Origin of the sequence: Streptomyces sp. NPDC005494 (genome assembly GCF_042872025.1) — a bacterium.
GTDB lineage: Bacteria > Actinomycetota > Actinomycetes > Streptomycetales > Streptomycetaceae > Streptomyces.
On record NZ_JBIAJR010000011.1, the window covers coordinates 206,962 to 223,997 of the forward strand.

20 protein-coding genes are annotated in these 17,036 nt (G+C 71.0%); 8 read left to right on the top strand and 12 right to left on the bottom strand.

The features are described from left to right. Nucleotides 1-2: 2 nt before the first annotated feature. Nucleotides 3-1,118, bottom strand: coding sequence for an NAD(P)/FAD-dependent oxidoreductase (locus ACFYQ6_RS29055; RefSeq protein ID WP_361585579.1), 1,116 nt, complete (start codon nt 1,116-1,118; stop codon nt 3-5). Nucleotides 1,119-1,171: 53 nt separating this feature from the next. On the opposite strand from ACFYQ6_RS29055, the gene ACFYQ6_RS29060 reads away from it, so the two are divergent. After that, entirely contained in the window at nt 1,172-1,864 is a 693-nt protein-coding gene (locus ACFYQ6_RS29060) for a TetR/AcrR family transcriptional regulator C-terminal domain-containing protein (RefSeq protein ID WP_361585582.1), read from the top strand. 83 nt (nt 1,865-1,947) lie between these two features. On the opposite strand, the gene ACFYQ6_RS29065 is transcribed toward ACFYQ6_RS29060, so the two are convergent. After that, nucleotides 1,948-2,703: a DUF6193 family natural product biosynthesis protein gene (locus ACFYQ6_RS29065; RefSeq protein WP_388765753.1), complete on the bottom strand. Its 756-nt coding sequence runs from the start codon at nt 2,701-2,703 to the stop codon at nt 1,948-1,950. A 114-nt stretch (nt 2,704-2,817) separates the two neighbouring features. Between ACFYQ6_RS29065 and ACFYQ6_RS29070 the strand changes: the two genes are divergently transcribed. Further along, on the top strand, nt 2,818-3,426 hold the full coding sequence (locus ACFYQ6_RS29070) for a DNA starvation/stationary phase protection protein (protein WP_361585587.1): 609 nt from the start codon (nt 2,818-2,820) through the stop codon (nt 3,424-3,426). A 286-nt stretch (nt 3,427-3,712) separates the two neighbouring features. Here ACFYQ6_RS29070 and ACFYQ6_RS29075 read toward each other — a convergent pair whose 3' ends face one another. Further along, nucleotides 3,713-4,384, bottom strand: coding sequence for an enoyl-CoA hydratase-related protein (locus ACFYQ6_RS29075; protein WP_388765755.1), 672 nt, complete (start codon nt 4,382-4,384; stop codon nt 3,713-3,715). A gap of 444 nt (nt 4,385-4,828) precedes the next feature. Then, nucleotides 4,829-5,566, bottom strand: coding sequence for an SDR family oxidoreductase (locus ACFYQ6_RS29080; protein WP_361585592.1), 738 nt, complete (start codon nt 5,564-5,566; stop codon nt 4,829-4,831). Between the two features lie 83 nt (nt 5,567-5,649). Between ACFYQ6_RS29080 and ACFYQ6_RS29085 the strand changes: the two genes are divergently transcribed. The 5 genes from ACFYQ6_RS29085 (at nt 5,650) to ACFYQ6_RS29105 (ending at nt 9,306) form a co-directional block, all read left to right on the top strand. Further along, a complete protein-coding gene (locus ACFYQ6_RS29085) occupies nt 5,650-6,252 on the top strand; it encodes a TetR/AcrR family transcriptional regulator (protein WP_388765757.1) in 603 nt (200 codons plus the stop codon). Nucleotides 6,253-6,478: 226 nt separating this feature from the next. Next, entirely contained in the window at nt 6,479-6,838 is a 360-nt protein-coding gene (locus ACFYQ6_RS29090; protein ID WP_361585597.1) for a hypothetical protein, read from the top strand. Nucleotides 6,839-7,041: 203 nt separating this feature from the next. After that, nucleotides 7,042-7,980: an aminoglycoside phosphotransferase family protein gene (locus ACFYQ6_RS29095; protein ID WP_388765759.1), complete on the top strand. Its 939-nt coding sequence runs from the start codon at nt 7,042-7,044 to the stop codon at nt 7,978-7,980. A gap of 114 nt (nt 7,981-8,094) precedes the next feature. Continuing rightward, on the top strand, nt 8,095-8,490 hold the full coding sequence (locus ACFYQ6_RS29100; protein WP_388765761.1) for a hypothetical protein: 396 nt from the start codon (nt 8,095-8,097) through the stop codon (nt 8,488-8,490). Between the two features lie 105 nt (nt 8,491-8,595). Next, on the top strand, nt 8,596-9,306 hold the full coding sequence (locus ACFYQ6_RS29105) for a hypothetical protein (RefSeq protein ID WP_388765763.1): 711 nt from the start codon (nt 8,596-8,598) through the stop codon (nt 9,304-9,306). 184 nt (nt 9,307-9,490) lie between these two features. Here the strand turns inward: ACFYQ6_RS29105 and ACFYQ6_RS29110 are convergent, their stop codons facing one another. Beyond that, nucleotides 9,491-9,937 (bottom strand): DUF1772 domain-containing protein, encoded by a 447-nt coding sequence (locus ACFYQ6_RS29110; RefSeq protein WP_361585609.1) that lies wholly within the window; start codon nt 9,935-9,937, stop codon nt 9,491-9,493. Nucleotides 9,938-10,028: 91 nt separating this feature from the next. Here ACFYQ6_RS29110 and ACFYQ6_RS29115 point away from each other — a divergent pair, with 91 nt between their 5' ends. After that, the gene (locus tag ACFYQ6_RS29115; RefSeq protein ID WP_361585611.1) at nt 10,029-10,607 is read left to right on the top strand and encodes a TetR/AcrR family transcriptional regulator; all 579 of its coding nucleotides are present in this window, start codon (nt 10,029-10,031) and stop codon (nt 10,605-10,607) included. A 133-nt stretch (nt 10,608-10,740) separates the two neighbouring features. Here ACFYQ6_RS29115 and ACFYQ6_RS29120 read toward each other — a convergent pair whose 3' ends face one another. The 7 genes from ACFYQ6_RS29120 to ACFYQ6_RS29150 form a co-directional block, all read right to left on the bottom strand. After that, nucleotides 10,741-11,619: a fructosamine kinase family protein gene (locus tag ACFYQ6_RS29120; RefSeq protein WP_361585614.1), complete on the bottom strand. Its 879-nt coding sequence runs from the start codon at nt 11,617-11,619 to the stop codon at nt 10,741-10,743. A gap of 103 nt (nt 11,620-11,722) precedes the next feature. Continuing rightward, complete coding sequence (locus ACFYQ6_RS29125) at nt 11,723-12,559, bottom strand: alpha/beta fold hydrolase (RefSeq protein ID WP_388765766.1); 837 nt, start codon at nt 12,557-12,559, stop codon at nt 11,723-11,725. Between the two features lie 360 nt (nt 12,560-12,919). Then, entirely contained in the window at nt 12,920-14,125 is a 1,206-nt protein-coding gene (locus tag ACFYQ6_RS29130; RefSeq protein ID WP_388765769.1) for a hypothetical protein, read from the bottom strand. A gap of 117 nt (nt 14,126-14,242) precedes the next feature. Further along, entirely contained in the window at nt 14,243-15,970 is a 1,728-nt protein-coding gene (locus tag ACFYQ6_RS29135; protein WP_361585621.1) for a serine/threonine-protein kinase, read from the bottom strand. Between the two features lie 243 nt (nt 15,971-16,213). Next, the gene (locus ACFYQ6_RS29140) at nt 16,214-16,486 is read right to left on the bottom strand and encodes a DUF3253 domain-containing protein (protein WP_361585623.1); all 273 of its coding nucleotides are present in this window, start codon (nt 16,484-16,486) and stop codon (nt 16,214-16,216) included. After that, entirely contained in the window at nt 16,483-16,611 is a 129-nt protein-coding gene (locus ACFYQ6_RS29145; RefSeq protein ID WP_361585626.1) for a hypothetical protein, read from the bottom strand. Before ACFYQ6_RS29145 ends, ACFYQ6_RS29140 begins: the two co-directional genes overlap by 4 nt. Nucleotides 16,612-16,670: 59 nt before the next feature. Then, a complete protein-coding gene (locus ACFYQ6_RS29150) occupies nt 16,671-16,940 on the bottom strand; it encodes a hypothetical protein (protein ID WP_356739140.1) in 270 nt (89 codons plus the stop codon). Nucleotides 16,941-17,036 lie beyond the last annotated feature (96 nt).

The window sequence follows — 17,036 nt, forward strand, 5'->3', positions numbered from 1 at the left end:
GGTCACGACGGCTGGACCTCGTCGAAGAGGACCAGGGCTTCGGCGGGGTCCGGACTCACGAGGCGCTCCAGGCCGGCTGTGGTGACCCGCCCCCATCTGCCGGCCCGTTCCCACATCCGTTCCTCGAAGGCACGGACGGCGTCGTCCAGTTCTCCCGGGCCGGTCGCGATGGCCTCGGCGAGTTCGGCGCCTTCCAGCATCGCGAGGTTCGCGCCCGCCCCCAGGGGAGGCATGAGATGGGCGGCGTCGCCCAGCAGCGTCACGCCGGTGACATGGGGCCAGGTGTGGGGCGCAGGCAGGACGTGGAGGGGGCGGTGGACAAAGGTGGTGCCGTGATGGAGGAGATCGAGGACGGGGGCTGCCCATCCGTCGAACAGATCCAGCAGCCTCGTTCGCACGGCCTCGGCATCAGCCCCATCCAGGCTCGCGTACCGGTCCAGCGGCGCACGGAACTGGGCGTACACCTTGACGTGACCGCCGCTGTTGCGTTGGGCGACGAGGCCTCGGTTCACGCCGTACACAGCCAGCGAACCGTCGCCGATCAGCCGGGCGAGGTCCGGGTGGCGGGTGTCGACGTCGTCCAGGGAGGTTTCCACGAAGGTGACCCCGGTGTAATGCGGCGTCACCGCCGAGACCGCCCGGCGGGTCCGGGACCAGGCACCGTCCGCGCCGACCACGAGGTCGAACGGCTCCTGTGTCCCGTCCGCGAGACGGACCAGTGCGCCCTCCTCGCCCGGTACCACCTCCGTCACGTGCTGCCCCCAGCGGACGTCGAGGGGACCGAGCAGCAGGTCGCGCAGGTCGCCGCGGTCGATCTCGGGATTGGCCCGGTCGTCCGGGCGGGGGCGCCAGTCGCGCAGGACGGCCCCGGTCGGGTCCAGGATGCGCATCGCCTGCCCTTCCGGACGGGAGAGCGCCAGGAACTCCGCGAGCAGCCCCGCCTTCTCCAGCGCGAGCTGGCCCAGCCCTTCGTGCAGGTCCAGCGTGCCACCCAGAGGGCGGGCGTCGGGGGCAGTATCGCGCTCCAGGACGGTCACGGGGTAACCGTGGCAGTGCAGGACCCGCGCGAATGTAAGGCCTCCGGGGCCGCTCCCGATCACTGCGATTCGATGCCTCATGGCGATACACTGTATTGACTGAATACGATGCATCGCAACAGTACGATGGGCCCATGACTGTGTGGGACCGCCCGGAGCCGCCATCTCGCCCCGTACCCCTCGACCGGGAGCGGATCGTCGCCGCCGCCGTCGCACTGGCCGACGAAGGCGGGCTGGAGGCCGTGTCCCTGCGTAAGGTCGCCGCCCGGCTGGGCGCCGGCCCGATGCGGCTGTACGGATTCATCTCCACCAAGGAGGAGCTGTTCGACCTCATGGTGGACGAGGTCCATGCCGAGATCCTCACCGAGGAGCAGCCCGGTGACTGGCGGGAGGCGCTGCGCACCCTGGCCCACCGCACGAGACGGACCGCTCTGCGTCACGAGTGGCTGGCTGATCTGCTCGGCGGCCGCCCGGCCCTGGGCCCGAACGGCCTCGCGGTCGCCGAGGCCACGCTGACCGCCCTCGACGGCATCGCCGACATCGACACCGTCATGCGCGCCGTGGAGACGGTCGGCGCCTACTACACCGGCGCAATCAGACGCGAGGTCACGAACCGGCGAGCCGAGCGGGCCTCGGGCTTGTCCAAGCAGGACTGGCAGCGGGCCTCCGGCCCGTATCTGACGAGGATGCTGTCCACGGGCCGCTTTCCCGCGCTGTCCAAAGCCGTGTACGACGGCACGGACGTCGACGCCGAGACCTCCTTCACGACCGGCCTGGAGTGGGTGCTCGATGCGGTGGCCGCCAAGGTCGACCTGCCGCCGGCGTGACGGACGCGGGCACGTCACTCCCGCGCTTTGGGACAGTTGGCCGGCGGCGGGCCGTCGAGCCCGCGACTCGTCGTGCGTTCCGGTCATCCGTCGAGGGTGCCGAGAATGACGGGACCGAGGCCGGCCGGGAGCGTGAGTACGGCCGTTCGCACTGCTTCCCGCGCGGTGGCGAACCGGCCGAGGTCGTCGCCGACACCCCCCGTGCCGACCCCGTACACGCCGTCGCTCGTGGCGGACACGGATACTCCGGCCGCGGCCAGTCGTGGCCGGGTGCTGGTCGCGAAGCGCAGGACCCAGTGGCTCGTGAACGGGTAGAGGGCGCGCAGTGCCGGTTCCGCGTAGGCCGCTTCGACGAGGGCCCGGTAGTTCGCCGGCCCCGCCGCCGCTTCCCGCTCTGCGGCTTCCTGGCGCAGGTGCTGCCACTCGGATCGCACGAGTCGCGCGGGATCGCTGTCGGGTACGTCGGACCGTCCGGTCAGGTGCACGAAGGGGGCCACCCGGCGAATGTCCTCCAGTGACGCCCCGTCGTGCCAGGCCCGGGAAGCTCTGGCGACTGCAGCCAGGTCGCGGGTCTCACCGTCGATGAGGGCGAGGCCCTGGAACGAGTCCGACCCCCGGACCGACCACTGACGTTCGCGGGACCAGCCGGTGATCTTCAGTTCCTCACGGTGCGGAAGCCCGCTCGGGACGATCGCGCGCAGCAGCGGATCCGCACCCGGGGACATGACAGGCACGGCGGCGAGCCATCCGTTCGCCTCGGCTCGGAGCGCCGCGGCGAGGCTGCCGCGAGCCGTGACATCCGGATACAGCGCGGAGGAGGCAACAGGTGACGTGGGCATGAGCCCTGAGTGTGCCGCCCGGGCGACTCACCCTGAGCACGAACGCCCCATCCGTGTTAGGGATCCGGCAGAAAGGGGCAGAGGAACTGCGGAAATCCTGACAAAAGGAGCGTCATGCCAGCCCCCACCCCTCGCTACACGGTCCCCGGTCTCACCACCAAGAACGGCCAGCAGCTCGTCACACTCCTGAGCTCCCGGCTGCACGCCCTCAACGATCTCGCGCTCACCCTGAAGCACATCCACTGGAACGTGGTGGGTCCCCACTTCATCGCTGTGCACGAGATGCTGGATCCGCAGACCGCGGCAGTGCGGGAGATGGCTGACGGCACCGCGGAGCGCATCTCGGCGCTCGGTGGTGTGCCGCAGGGCACCCCCGGCGTGCTGGTGGCCGAACGCACCTGGGAGGACTACAGCATCGGCCGCGCCGACGCCATCGCCCACCTCGGCGCCCTGGACCTCGTGTACACCGGTGTCGTCGAGGATCACCGGTCAGCGGCCGCCAAGGCCGGCTCGATCGATCCCGTCACCGAAGACCTCCTCGTCGAGCACCTGCGCTCCCTGGAACAGTTCCAGTGGTTCGTTCGCGCACACCTCGAGAGCACCGGCGGAGCTCTCTCCACCGCGGGGACGGCGACCGAGGAGCAGGCCGCGCGGGCCGCGGCCCCCACTCGCAAGACCGCCGCCAAGCGACCGGCGAAGAAGGCCAGCAGGGCGAAGAAGTGACCGCGGTGCGTGCTCCCGGGGCACCGGCGCCCTTCCGGGCACCGGACCGCGGGCGACGGCCTCGGTAGGCCGGCCCATCCTCGCCGCGGCACATGTCCACGCGGCGGCCACGTGCCCTGAGCTTCGATCAGGTCGGAAGTGCACGGTTGGCCCCGCACAGGCACGGGTTCTCGTTGCCGAAGGCGGCGAGGCTCACCCGCGGTTCACGGGCGAGCCTCTGACGTGGTGGCGAACAGGCGGGCCGGGCACCGAGGCTCGCTGCCCCGCCCCGCCTGCTCGGGCGGGATCAGCCCAGAGGGGAGGCCGTGTCGCGCAGGAGGGCCAGGGCAGGGCCGTACATGCGGGCCTTGATGGTGCCGAGCGTGTCACCGGCCTTGTCCACCTGAGCCGCCGCGAGCTCCACGGCGGCGGAGCGTACGGCGTCCTCGGAGACAGCGTGGTCGACGATGCCCGAGGCTTCGGCTTCGCCGCCTCCGTAACGATGAGCGGTGACCATGGCCCGGTGGGCGGCCTGCGGGGACAGCCGCGCCTGGATGAGGGCGGACATGCCGGGCGTGAACGGGATGTTGATGCTCGCCTCGGGCAGGCACCAGAAGCCTCGGTCGGCGCGCATGACACGGAAATCATGAGCCAGGGAGAACATCGCCCCGGCAGCGAAGGTGTGCCCCTGCAGCGCGGCGACGGTGACCAGCGGCAGCGACAGCAACCGGGCGAAGAGTTCCTGGACGGATACGACGTATTCCTGCTGCTGGTCGGCGTGGGCGAACAACCAGTCCAGGTCGAGTCCGCTGGAGTAGAACTTCCCCGTGGCGGCGGTCACGAGGGCTCGCGGCCCTTCCGCCTTCTCCACCTCGTCCAGCGCCGCTCCGACGGAGGCGACCCAGTCCGGGTGGAAACGGTTCTCACCGTCACCGAGGTCGAGAACGAAGACATTCTCCTGGCGATCGAGCGTGGGCATACATGCTCCCTCGAAATGGGTGGACACAGAGGCCGGTGGTGGGATCCGGGCGCGTGACGGTGAGCGCGGCACGGTTTCGCGGACGATGTCCGGCCCCTCCCCCGGCGCGCGGCTCAGCGGCTCGTCGATCTCGGTGGTGACCGCGTCCAGCCGTGCGAACAGGACGGCGGCGGAACGCGCCGATCACACAAACTACCTTCCAGTAACTTACGAGCTGCGCCAGGGAACGTGCAAGGGGCCCGGCTCGTCGGCATCCGCGATCGCCCTCCCGGACGACACGGGAACGGCCCGGCGCACGAGCCCGGATCGCGGGTTCGCGGTCGGCACACGGCGCGATCCGCTCCGCTCGCCGCCTCGGGCGCCCCGGGCTCGTACGACGCACACGCGCGACCGGTGGCGCGCCCCGGCGGTCCGGGGAACCGGGGGCGCTCCACCGGCTCTCGCTCAGGCCCGGGTGTAGCCGCCATCGGCGAAGAGTTCCGCGCCGGTGACGAACGACGAGGCGTCCGAAGCCAGGAAGAGGGCGGCCTCGGCGATCTCCTCGGCTTCGGCCAGCCGCCCCAGCGGCACGACGGCCTCGGCGAACCGGTCGGCCTCCGGCCCCGCGACGCCCAGCAGGCCAGGGGTACGCGTAGGTCCCGGGCTCAGGACGTTGACCCTGAATCGGCGCTCCCGGGACTGCCGGGCCCAGTTGTGCACGAGGTTGCTCAGGGCCGCCTTCGAGGCGCTGTAGACCTCGAGTTGCTCATTGGGTCGCATGCTGTTGCTCGAGCCGACAACCAGGACGGAGGCGTTCGCCGCCAGCAACGGAAGCGCCTTCTGCACGGTGAACAGCGGACCCTTGACGTTGACGGCGAGCGTCAGGTCGACGTCCGCCTCGGTGTGGGCGCCGAGCGCGGCGTCCGCGACGACTCCGGCATTGGCCACCAGCACGTCGATGCGCCCGGCCTCCTCGCCGACTCGCGCGTAGAGGGCGTCCAGGTCCGCCAGGACCGAGACGTCGGATCGCACGCCGGTGGCCGCGGGACCCAACTCGTCGACTGCCGCTTCGAGGCGGTCGACGTCCCGGCCGGTCACGAAGACCCGGGCGCCCTCCCGGACGAAGCAGTGGGCGATGGCCAGCCCGATCCCGCTGGTCCCTCCGGTGATCACGGCCACCTTCTCGTGCAACACGCCTGGCATGTCGAGCCCTTCAGTTATGGAATGGATCGTCCATAACGTAGGCAGTAATGGACGATCGGGTCAAGAATGGATAGGCTGAAGCCATGCCGAGACCACGCGCATTCGACGAACGCCAAGTCCTGGAACGGGCCCGGGAGCAGTTCTGGGCGACCGGCTACGCGGGAACCCGGATGGACGACATCGCCCGGGCGACCGGACTCGGCAAGGGCAGCCTGTACGGCGCGTTCGGCGACAAGGGCAAGCTGTTCCACCGCGTGTTCGGCGACTGGTGCACCGCGGTCGTCGAGGTGGCCGAAGGACGACTGACAGGCGGCCCGGACGCGGAGGCCTTGGCCCGGCTGTCGGGATACGTGCACCTGATGGCGGAGAACACCGCTTCCGACTCCGAGCGCCGGGGGTGCCTGCTGGCCAAGGGTGCGGCGGAACTGGCCCAGAACGATCCGACGGTCGCCGGACGGTCGGCCGAGACCATGACGGCGCTGCTGGCCCTGCTGCGGACCGAGATCAGCGCCGCCCAGCGCCACGGGGACATCGACAGCGCCGCGGATCCGGAGCGGTTGGCGGCACTGCTGCTGACGGTGGTCCGCGGTGTCGAAGCGGTAGGGAAGGCCGGCTTGGCCCCGGAGACGCTGCGGAACGTCGCAGACACCGCGATGGCGGTCCTGCCCCGGCCCGAGGTGCGATGACGGCTCGCACCCGGGCGCAGGCCGGCGCGCGAGAACCGACTCGGTGCCGTCAGGACCCGATGAGGCGCCCACACCTCTGCGGAGCGTCCTCAAGGGCAGGGCTCACGGCCTCCCCCTTCACGGAGCTCCTGACCGTGGCCGGCCCGACGCCCGTCCGGCCACAGTCAGCCCATGTCCCGTGCAGCACACGGGGTTTGCGCACACCTGCCTGATACGGTCGGCCCCCGTGGACTTCACCTCCGGCGGGGCAGGCGGGCCTCGCCTCGACGCCGCCGCCCTGGCCCGGGCTGAGCAAGGTAACAACCTGTGGGGAACCCTCACGTACCCGGTCGGCGCCCGGCGCGCAGCCGAGGAGTTCCGCGCCGCCGGCTGGAGCGTCCGCCGGTCGAGCTGGACGGATTTCGAAGTCGAGTGCGCCTTCGCCGAGTTCGAGCTGCTTCCCGGTGATTCCGTACTGATCAGCGGGTTCGTGGATCCCGACCGCGTCGCTGTGCTCCTGACCGCTCTGAGGGAGATGGGCCTGGCGTTCACCGTCGAGTTCGAGGACGGCGACGGGCAGGAGCACGTCTACCGCTCCGCTGCCTGAACCCCCGGTTTCCGGTCGTGCCCTTGTGGTGCGCGGTCCGCCGGGCGGCGGCGACCGGCGCAGGTCCGGTGGTGGCCGGCGCGGGTCCGGTGGTGGCCGGCGCAGGTCCGGTGGTGGCCGCGCAGGTCCGGTGGTGGCCGCGCAGGTCCGGTGGTGGCCGGCGCGGGTCCGGTGGCGTCGGTGAGACACGTAGGGTGCCGAGGATGATGGCGATGCCCCAGGAGTTCGTGCGGAACACCGTCGACCGCGAAGGGGAATGCGGGGCGGCGTGGATCGCCGAGCTGCCGGACGTCGTGGAGGAGTTGCTGGGGCGCTGGGGGTGCGTGCCGGATGGCGAGGTCATGCACGGTGGCGTCGGCCTCGTCGTTCCGGTCCGGCGGGAGGGTGAGGGGGATGCCGTACTGAAGGTGTCCTTCCCGCACCCGGGCAACGTCCACGAGCCCGATGCGCTCGTCGTGTGGGCCGGATGCGGCGCCGTGCTGCTGCACGAGCGCGACGACGAACGGTTCGCCATGTTGCTGGAGCGGGTCCGGCCTTCGACCCTTGCCGAGGTCGAGGACGGCGACGAGGTCGTAGCGGTCGCCGGGCGGCTCCATCGCCGCCTCACCGTCCCCGCTCCCCAGGGCCTGCCCCGGCTGTGCGAGCGGGCCGGCGCCTGGGAGGAACAGCTGCGCACGGACGCCCGGGAGCTGACACACAGGCTGCCACCTCGAGTACTGGACGCCGCCCTGGCAACCGTCCGGGAGCTGGGGCGGGTCCAGCCGGACACGCTCGTCCACGGCGACTTTCACGCCCGGAACATCCTCCGGGCCGACCGGGAACCGTGGCTGGCCGTCGATCCCAAGGGGTACGCAGGGGATCCGGCGTACGACGGCGGCACGCTGCTGAAGTCCCGCGCGCTGAGGCTCCTCGAAGCGGACGACCTGCGCAAGGCTGCCCACCGCGCCCTGGACGTCTTCACAGAGGCCGCGGAGCTCGACCGCGATCGCGTCCAGCGGTGGGCACAGTTCCATGCCGTCCAGGCAGCATTCTGGGGTCGGCGGCACGGTTTTCGCATCGCACGCAGCGGACCACGGCGGGACTGGCTCACCGATTTCGCCGACCGCCTCGCGGACATGCTCACCGAACCTCGTGGAAGGTGAGGGCCGACCCCGACCGGTGGGGGCAAGCGCGGCGCCCCTTGTTCACCGCGGGGCTCCCGCTCCGGCCTTCGAGATGCTCCGTACGTAACGATCCGCGGGTGAGATCCTGCTCGTATGAACGATTTCGGCGACGCCCACCTGCGCACCTGGACGCTGCGCCTCATGGCCCTCCTCTCCGCCGATCGCCACGCTCAACTGGCGTGGCTGCGCGGGCAGGAAACGGAGACCACGGACGTCGCTGAAGAGATGGAGCTGCTCTGCCGCGTCGCCGAAGGTCTCGCGGAGCGCGCGGTCTTCGCACCCGGCGAACTGCGTGATCTGCGGACGGTCGGCCGTCGCCTCGGCACGATGGATGTCTCCCACCGTGTCGGCTACTGGGCCGATGCCCTCTCCACAGATCCGGCGTGGGACGACATACGCGCTCTCGCCCGCCAGTTCCTCGTCACGTCGCTGGGCGACTGGCGTCAGCCACTGCCGCGCCCGGTGCGTTCAGGCACGGGCGACAACTGAGCGCTCACCCAGGCCACCTCGGCTCCGGTTCAGCGGTCATACCCGCACATGCCCTCGGAGGCGATCTCCCGCTGAGGCAGGCACAGCCGGCTGTAGCCTCCGTCTGTGACCGAGAACAACGGCCGGAGACGGAGTCCTGGTCCTGGAGCGCTGCCGCACCGGCGAGTGCTTCTGAACGACACGGATTGGGCATCGCTCGCCACCGTGTGCGGCACGGGCGAATCCCTGCCGGCGGCATTGGCACGCCTCCTGGACCCCGACCCGGCCGTCACGGCCGACGCCGCCGGCAAGGCGCTGGGGGAAGTGACCCACCAGAACACCCTCTACGAAGCCACCGTCCCCGTAGCGCTGTACGTCGCGAGCATCCTCGATGAACCCGGCGTCTCGGCAGGGGACTTCGGCCCCGAGGCCGACATGCCACCGCCCCGCCGCCCGACCCTCGTGAGGCTGCTGCGCTGGCTCGGCGACACCGCATACGACGCTGACGACGCTGACGACGCTGACGACGCTGACGACGCTGACGACGCTGACGACGCATGCTTGGCCATCGCCGAACGCCGATGCTACGGGCGGGACCCCCACGAGAACGAGGAGATGCGCGCGTTTCGAGACCTGCGGCCGGCGATCTTCTCCGCCGTCCGACCCCTGCTCGATCACCACAGTACGGACGTACGTGAGGCAGCGTTTGTCGCCGCCGCCCCCTCGCAGAGCACCCTCTGCTCGCCGAACGCCGCAGCGAGCTGGCCGGTCACGCTCGCCACCTCCTGGCCACGAGTGCCGATCGGCGCAGCCGAGACCGTGCCCTGGATGCGCTGAAGGCATGGGGTCACGACACGAACGATCTCGAGAACCCCTCTGATGTGGCGGCCCGCGAACGCTACGCACGTCTCCGGGCCGAACGCTCCGGGTGGGACGGCGGATACAGCAAGCACCCGCCGTTCTGACCCGCTTCGCTTCCGTGGGCGAGCGTGCCGCCCCGGGCGTGATGCGGCCCGCCCGCTCACGTGAGGGCGGCGACCAGCAGGGCGAAGGCGGCCATGATGACGGCGACACGGACGTAGTGGAAGCGGTCCCAGCGGTTCATCTGCTGCTTCCAGTCGGCGGGCCGGTTGTCGGGCGTCCAGGTCTTCCCCCGGTTGTTGATCGGTACGAGCAGCAGGATCGACATGATCACGCTGACGATCAGTAGCGCGCCACCGGTGATGACCAGGCCGGTGCCGTCGCGGTGCCACCCCGCTACGGCCCAGACGGCGACGAGGACGAGCGAGCCGATGTACCAGACCGGCATCACGGCGCCGAGCATCCGGCCTCCGTGGGCGCGGCCGAGCTGACCACTGTCGCCGGGAAGTGCGTTGAAGATCGGATTCATGACGAAGGCGACGGAGAACTCCACCCCCACCATCACGCCGACGACCACGGTGGTGAACACCTCAAGTGCGTTGAGCATGATGACCCCTCCTGGGATCTAGCGCCGCTAGATGACGGTTCAACGCTAGCCCTACTGCCGCTCGGTTGTCTAGCGCTGCTAGGATCGAGTCATGTCGGTACAGGAACGCAAGGAGCGCGAGCGGGCGGGCCGCGAACGTCTCATCGTGGCGACGGCCCGTGAACTCGCCGAGCAGCAGGGCTGGGAGGCAGTCACCACCCGCCGCCTGGCCGAGAGCATCGAGTACAGCCAGCCCGTCCTCTACAGCCATTTCCGCGGCAAACGGGAGATCATCGGCGCCGTCGCCCTCGAAGGCGCGGCCGAGATGGCCGCGGCGGTGCGCACCGCCGCCTCACGAGCGGACAGCCCTCGCGCCCGGGTGACCGCTCTGGCGCACGCCTACCTCGACTTCGCGGTACGCAACCCGGCCGTCTACGAAGCGATGTTCCAGCTCGACGGCGGCCTGGTGTTCGCGGACGAGGACACCCCGGCGCCTCTCAAGGATGCCTTCGCCGCCCTGCTGGAGAACCTCGACGAGGCCGCGGGGGACGGTGTCCACCCAGGCCTGTTCACCGAAGTGTTCTGGGCCTCCCTCCACGGGCTGGCGACCCTGACCAGGGCTGGACGACTGCCGCCGAAGGACACCGGCCTCAGGACGGAGCTGCTGGTGGACCGGCTCGCCGTACTCTGAGGCGCTGCCGGGCTGCTCCCGCAGGCCACGGTCCAGGCCGCAGCCCCCGTGCGGCCACCGCTCGTGGAGCGAAGCCGCGCCGTGGGACCGCGTACGCGACCCGGAGTCGTCCGGCGACGGCCGTCGGCCGGCGTCACCGGGGCCGGAACGGGGCGAGTGTGGCGCGTACGAGGTCGACGGCGCCCCAGTCGGGCTCGAACTGCGCGATGACGGCCAGGTGCTGGCGTAGCTGGAGGATCGGCATGCGTGCACGCCAGCCCCGGTCGAGCCCGGTCAGCTCGGCGTACAGCTCGAAGAACACCTGCGCCTCTGGAGGCGGGGACGTCGTCCACAGGTGGGCCAGGTCGACCTCGGCCCATGTGTACGACACGGCCGGGTCGATCAGCGCGGGCATGCCCTCGTGGGTGGCCATGACGTTCAGGGCCCACAGGTCGCCGTGCGTCAGGCAGGCTGGCCTGACCGGCAACAGCTCGGGCAGCCGGTCGCACAGCCGCTCCAGCGCCGCCCGGTCCGCGGTGTCCAGCACTTCCTGGACGCGACGCTCGCCGAGCCAGCGCAGCAGGCGGTGCTGGGCGAAGAACTCGAACCCGTCGTCCTCCCAGGTGTTCACCTGCCTGCGTCGCCCCAGCCAGTTGTCCCGGTGCCACCCGAACCGGGGGTGACGCGTCGTGGTGTGCAGGTGGGCGAGCATGTGCGCCAGCTGCTCCCAGAACGCCTGGGTGCCCGGCCGGGGTCGCAGCACGGCCAGCACGAGCAGGTCGCGGTCCGCGAGGATGATCTCAGGCGTGGCGCCACCCGCCTCGCGCAGCACCGTGAGCCCTTCGGCCTCCGCGGCGAAGGCGTCGTCCGACGGTGACTCGCGGAACGCCTTGACGAACACCGACGTGCCGTCACCGCGCCGCGCGAGCCCCGCGGTCGCGGCAAGGCCCCCGGTAGTCGGCTCGACCTCGACGACATCGGTCAGGCCGGCCGCGTGCAGGCGTCCGAGCAGGAAGGACGTGGAGGCCGTCACGCTGATGCTCCTCTCGCTGGTCACGCATCATCGCAAAGAGGGGCCGGGCCCGCAGCGACTCGTTCGAACTCCCTGAACTCCACGCACTCCAGCGATGACGAGCTCACCCCTTGATGAACTCGACGACCTGCGGGGCGATCTTCTTCGGGGCCATGACGACGGCACCATGGTTGAGGCCGGGCAGGCTGCGGTGATCTGCCTCCGGCAGGATCTCGGTGAGGGCGCGTGCGGCACGCCGGAAGGCCGCCGAGCTCTTGCCGCCCGTCAGTACACGGGTGGGCACCGCCACCCCCTTCCACTCCTCGGCGTCGAGCGGCCTGCCTTGCTGCGTATCCCCCATGATCGCGATGTCGTAGGGCAGCGTGCGGGCCAGCTCGGTGAGATTCGCCCACATCTTCGGCATGAGTCTCATGAAGAGCACGGCGACGCCGGGCATGCCCTGCACCCTGGTCATGAAGTACTTGACCGCCTCGCCACGGCGGCCTTCCGCGAGCAGCAGGGCGATCTGCTGGGCGAGGTCCGTGGGCGGCGCGTCGTCGCCTTCGGCAACCACGAAAGGCGGTTCGTACAGCGCCAGACGGTCGACGCCGATCCCCGCAGCAGCCGCGCGCAGGGCGAGCACCGCGCCGGAGGACGATCCGAACAGGGACGCCGAACCGCCGACGTGTCCGATCAGGGCGGCGATGTCCTCGATCTCCCGCTCGGGAGCATAGGCGTCGGCGTCTCCGCTGGCGCCCCTTCCGCGCCGGTCGTAATTGATCACAGTGAAGTGCTCCGCGAGGAGGGCGGCGAGTTTTTTCGTGTCGGAGCGATCGGCCAGTGCCGAGGCGACAAGGACGACGGGCGGGCCGAGGCCCGACTGCTCGAATGCGATCTCGGTGCCGTCGGCAGAGATGACACGGGTGTCGGTCCCGGTCGGCTGCTGTTGGGATCGTGACATGTTCATTACTCCGCTTGTCAGAGGCGATGGTGTGTGTTGCTGACAAGACCCTCGCGGAGCGCAAAACTCATCGGGGCAGCGGGAATTGACTGCCGGTCACATGGCGAGTCCCATAACCGGGAAGAACCGGTGGGCCGTCCGCCGGACGAGACCGGTGCCGCACGGTGGGAACGGCAGCTCCGCGGTGTGCGGGACCCGCGACCGCTTCGCGTCCTGTCCCCAGGCCGACTCGGGTCCCCCGGCCGCGGTTCGGGGGCATCACCACGTCGCCGCTCCGGTCGGCGGCGCACGCGGTGACCGGAACTCCGGCCTGCGGGGACGAGAGTGCCGCGGGTCCTCAGGGGGTGAAGGGGATGCGCGTCAGCGTGTCTCGACGAAACACGTGACCACCGGATCCGCGCCGACGCCCCAACGGGCCTCGCCGGGCCAGGTGTAGCGGAAGTGGTCCTTCTTCACTCCCTCCTCGGTCCAGGACGCGGGAGCCGACCCGTACGCGTCGGCGCATGCCTCGCGGGCCATCCTCTTGGCCTGCTTGTAGCCCGGGTACGCCGCGTCGAAGCGGGCGTGGGCGAAGACACGGGCCTCGTGGGCCTGCGCACAGGGAACGGAGACCATCATGTCGAGGGTGCGGGTGCCCGTGGTGAGATCGGCGCATCCGCCCTTCTTCATCTCACCGACCGGCATGACGGACTCCGCCGCGTCGAGCGTCTGCTCCGTCGCCGCGGGCATGGCCGGCGCGGACGCCCCGAATGTGCCCACCCTCAGGACGGCGCGCAGCCCGGTCGTCTCCGCCAGGGCGCTGTCCTTCCTGGTGTCGAGCAGGCCCGAGAAGTCGGCCTCCGCCCGTGTGATGCGCCCCTTGGCGTCCGTGGACATGCTGAGCGACACGGGCGTAGCCGTACCGTTCGGGTCGATGTCGGCGGCGAGCTCGGAGCTCAGGTCCTTGGGGAACATGCGCAGGGCGTTGAAGGCGGTGAGTTGCGCCTCGTAGGCGCGCCCGCCCTCGGCGACGGACGAATGCTTCACCTTCTGGGCTCCGCTGAGGACTTCGAGAAGTGTGCCGCCGAACGCGGACTCCGTCCCTCGCAGCGAGTCGACCGCGGCGCCGGTTCCGAACGCGTCGAAGGACCCTTCGTAGCGCAACCAGTAACCGGCCTCGCCCGCGCGCAGCCGGATGGTGTCCGGCTCGACCACGACCTGGGTCCGCACAGGCGCCCTGGCCGTCCCCAGCCGGACCCCCAGCAGGACGTCCCGGGCTTCCTCCGGCAGACCCTCAGCCACCGCCCAGGCGCTGGAACCGGCGGCCCTGCCGCCGGAGAAGTCGATCCGTCCCGTGGTCGTCTGCACCGTGTCGCCCGACGGCGAGGTGAAGGTCAGGGTCTGGGTGAAGGTCGCGGTTCGAGCGGCCTGAGTGGTCAGCAACGCCTGGCGGGGCTGTTGCTCGGCCGGCACGTCGAACACAGGATGGGCGGGTTTGTCGTCGGCCGCGCCGCCGCTGCACGCGGTCAGCAGCAGGGCAGCCGAGACGACGGCTGCTCGGAGGGGCAGGAGGTGGCTTCTGATCACGTCGGTTCGACCGTGCACGCAGGCGATCGGTTGCCCTCCCCCGGATAACGGAACGGTCACCCGTCCTGCCTCGCCCTGCCCTGAAGTGCGCACGGTCGGCCCGCGTCCCCGGCTGACTCAGGCCGCGTCCCGCCAGACGGTCAGGTCTCCCTGGAGGAACGCGAGGTCCGGCAGGGCGGTGGACTTCGTCTGGATCACGTACAGACCGATGTTGCCCTGGTCGTCCTTCATGCAGATCTCGGTGCCGGCGGCTGCCGCGGCCAGCGACCACTCATGGCTCGTGGCCTTGGCGAGCATCAGCCTGCACTCGTCGAGGGTGGTCCCGTGACCTCCGAACATCTGCATGAACACGGTGTGGTCACTCTTCAGCTCGCACCCGGCCGACTCGCAACTGAGGCGGACGTCGCCCTTGCGGTTCTCCAGCTGCGGTTCGGTGCTCTTCAGGCTCATGGAGTTGTCCGTGTACAGATGCACCAGAGGGAACCCCTCGGGCCGCGGCTCCCTGGGCGCGTCCGACGCGGGGGCCGCGTCCGCGGGTGTCCCGTCATCTGTCCCGGCCCCGGCCCCGGCCCCGGCGGCCGACGCGTCCGCCGCGGGTGAGGAGGCCGGTCCGGATCCCGGCGACCGTACGGCCGGTTCCGTGGCCGAGGTTCCGGGGCCGGCTTCGTCCGCCTCGACGAGCCGCTCCCTCACGTCCTGGAGCACCCATGCCAGGGCCGCCACGAGCAGCGCGCCTCCCGTCACACCGACGGCTGCGATCAGCGCCGTACGCCGTCTGCGTGCCTTCTGCTCCTCCGGCGTCTGCTGCGGCCTCGTGTACGCGTACACCGATGCGGGCGTCAGCACCGGCGCCGACGCGACCGCCGGAGTCGACGGCTCCGAGAGGTGGGCGGGGGCCGGCGCGGGCAGCAGCTCCGAAGGAAGGGCGGGCGTCGGCGCGGGCACCGGCGCCGGAACCGTGACCTCCGGACCGGCGATCTCCCGCCACACGGCAGCGCCCCCTGCCGCTTCGGCGTCCGCCGTGAGGCGCCGGCGGCACCACTGCACGATCTCAGCCGGAGTGGCCCGCTCCGCCGGGTCGGCAGCCAGGCACCGGGCGAACAGAGGACGCAGCGCCTGGGGCAGCAGGGACAGATCGGGTTCGGCGTGCACGATCCGGTAGAGCACGTTGACGGCCGATCCGTCGCCGTAGAGCGGCCTGCCCAGGGCCGCGAACGCAGCCGTCTGGCCGAGCGCGAAGACGTCCGTCGCCGCCGTTATCTCGCCCCCCGCCGCCTGCTCCGGTGCCATGTAGAAGGGAGTCCCGAGGGCGCCTCCGGTCGCCGTGTACGCGGTCCCGTCGGTGGCCAGCGCGATGCCGAAGTCGATCACCCGCGGGCCGTCGGCTGCCAGCAGCACGTTCGACGGCTTCAGGTCACGGTGCACGATGCCCTCGGCGTGGATGACCTGAAGCGCCTCGGCCACCCCCGCCAACAGCCACAGCAGGGCGGGTACCGGCAGCGGCCCGCTCCGGGTCACCGCCTCCGTCAAGGACGGCCCCGGCACGTACAGCGTGGCCAGCCACGGTGGAACGCCGTCCGCGTCGGCGTCGATCAGCTCGGCGGTGTACGCCCCACGGACCCGGCGGGCCGCCTTGACCTCCCGGCCGAACCGGCGCCGGAAGTCCGGATCGTCGGCCAGCTCCGGACGCACCACCTTGATGGCCAGCGGGCGGCCGGCCTGCGTGTGCGACAGATACACCCGGCCCATGCCACCCGCGCCCAGGCGTGCGGCGAGCCGATAGCCCGCCACCATGGGCGGGTCGTCTGCCTGGAGTGGCTGGAAGAACTCCGTCGCCTGGCTCATGTCTTGCTCTACCCCCACTGTGACGCGCCGGCCAACGGCACCAGCCTATGCGGGGTTTCGGCGGGCGCCGCGACCGGTGTCTCTCCACGTCGGGCGTGCGGAGTGCCGACCGGGTGAGGCCACCGTCTGCTGGTCGGCTTCCGCGGGGGGTGGCGGTGCGTGCACGCCGTATCGGCGGGCCGGTTCCGCTCTGCCGGGTGCCGTCGGCCGTCAGGAGCTCGTGGGGCCGTGGGCCCCGGTGCGTCAGCGGGCGCGGCGGATACGGATCGGGCCGCGGGCGTGAGCCGGGTCGACAGGACTCCCGGACCGGGTGATCTCCACCTCGCCGGCCGTGACAAGACGCCGGGCCGCTCGACGGACCGGCTCCATCAGCGCGCGCCAGCCATCGTCCTCGCCTTCGTACGCGGCTCGCGCGGCATCGGAGGGGCAGATCGTCGCACTCGGCCCGCGCCGCTCGAGCAGGTCCAGGATGACTCGTTCCAAGCGCCGGTCCGTCTGCCGTTCGGTGTCCGTCACTCCGCCAGTGTCGCACCGGAGGCGAGGGCGGGCGCGTCGATCTCGTGCCCGCCACGACGGCGCTCGCGCAGTCCCCTGGATGAGGCTCCCGCAGCCCGGGAGACGAGCACCCCACGTCCCTTCATCCGGACGAGGGGTGCTCGAAGGTCCGCCGGCGGCACGGCCTGGGGCCTACGAATGCGGCTCAGGAGGCCAGTAGGGCGCCCAGGACCATGCCGCCGATCAGGCCCACAGCGCTGACCACGATGGCGGGCACGGCGAGCCGCTCGTGCCGAACGGCCTTGGCCACGATGGCGAGAACGAGGCCCACCACGCCGAAGACGATCGGCAGGAAGAGTAAGGAGATCACACCCAGCACCATCGCGACGATACTGAAGACGTTGCCGGTCGCCGTGCGCTGCGGGGCGTTGTGCGGGTGCTGCCCTGCCGGTTGGTTGCCGTACTGCGTGGTCATCTGCCTCTCCTTCGGGACGATCACCGGCTCGGCCCCCGGATGGGCCGGCCCATCCCACGGGTACCCGCAACTCCTCTGCGAACACCACACCTTGAG

Excerpts from the sequence above, each read along its gene's own strand:
- ACFYQ6_RS29125 (WP_388765766.1), bottom strand. The coding sequence starts at position 12,559 with ATGTCACGATCCCAACAGCAGCCGACCGGGACCGACACCCGTGTCATC.
- ACFYQ6_RS29110 (WP_361585609.1), bottom strand. The coding sequence starts at position 9,937 with ATGCTCAACGCACTTGAGGTGTTCACCACCGTGGTCGTCGGCGTGATG.
- ACFYQ6_RS29135 (WP_361585621.1), bottom strand. The coding sequence starts at position 15,970 with ATGAGCCAGGCGACGGAGTTCTTCCAGCCACTCCAGGCAGACGACCCG.
- ACFYQ6_RS29145 (WP_361585626.1), bottom strand. The coding sequence starts at position 16,611 with ATGAAGGGACGTGGGGTGCTCGTCTCCCGGGCTGCGGGAGCCTCATCC.
- ACFYQ6_RS29075 (WP_388765755.1), bottom strand. The coding sequence starts at position 4,384 with ATGCCCACGCTCGATCGCCAGGAGAATGTCTTCGTTCTCGACCTCGGT.
- ACFYQ6_RS29055 (WP_361585579.1), bottom strand. The coding sequence starts at position 1,118 with ATGAGGCATCGAATCGCAGTGATCGGGAGCGGCCCCGGAGGCCTTACA.
- ACFYQ6_RS29085 (WP_388765757.1), top strand. The coding sequence starts at position 5,650 with ATGCCGAGACCACGCGCATTCGACGAACGCCAAGTCCTGGAACGGGCC.
- ACFYQ6_RS29100 (WP_388765761.1), top strand. The coding sequence starts at position 8,095 with ATGAACGATTTCGGCGACGCCCACCTGCGCACCTGGACGCTGCGCCTC.
- ACFYQ6_RS29115 (WP_361585611.1), top strand. The coding sequence starts at position 10,029 with ATGTCGGTACAGGAACGCAAGGAGCGCGAGCGGGCGGGCCGCGAACGT.
- ACFYQ6_RS29070 (WP_361585587.1), top strand. The coding sequence starts at position 2,818 with ATGCCAGCCCCCACCCCTCGCTACACGGTCCCCGGTCTCACCACCAAG.
- ACFYQ6_RS29095 (WP_388765759.1), top strand. The coding sequence starts at position 7,042 with ATGATGGCGATGCCCCAGGAGTTCGTGCGGAACACCGTCGACCGCGAA.
- ACFYQ6_RS29060 (WP_361585582.1), top strand. The coding sequence starts at position 1,172 with ATGACTGTGTGGGACCGCCCGGAGCCGCCATCTCGCCCCGTACCCCTC.
- ACFYQ6_RS29065 (WP_388765753.1), bottom strand. The coding sequence starts at position 2,703 with ATGCCCACGTCACCTGTTGCCTCCTCCGCGCTGTATCCGGATGTCACG.
- ACFYQ6_RS29080 (WP_361585592.1), bottom strand. The coding sequence starts at position 5,566 with ATGCCAGGCGTGTTGCACGAGAAGGTGGCCGTGATCACCGGAGGGACC.
- ACFYQ6_RS29150 (WP_356739140.1), bottom strand. The coding sequence starts at position 16,940 with ATGACCACGCAGTACGGCAACCAACCGGCAGGGCAGCACCCGCACAAC.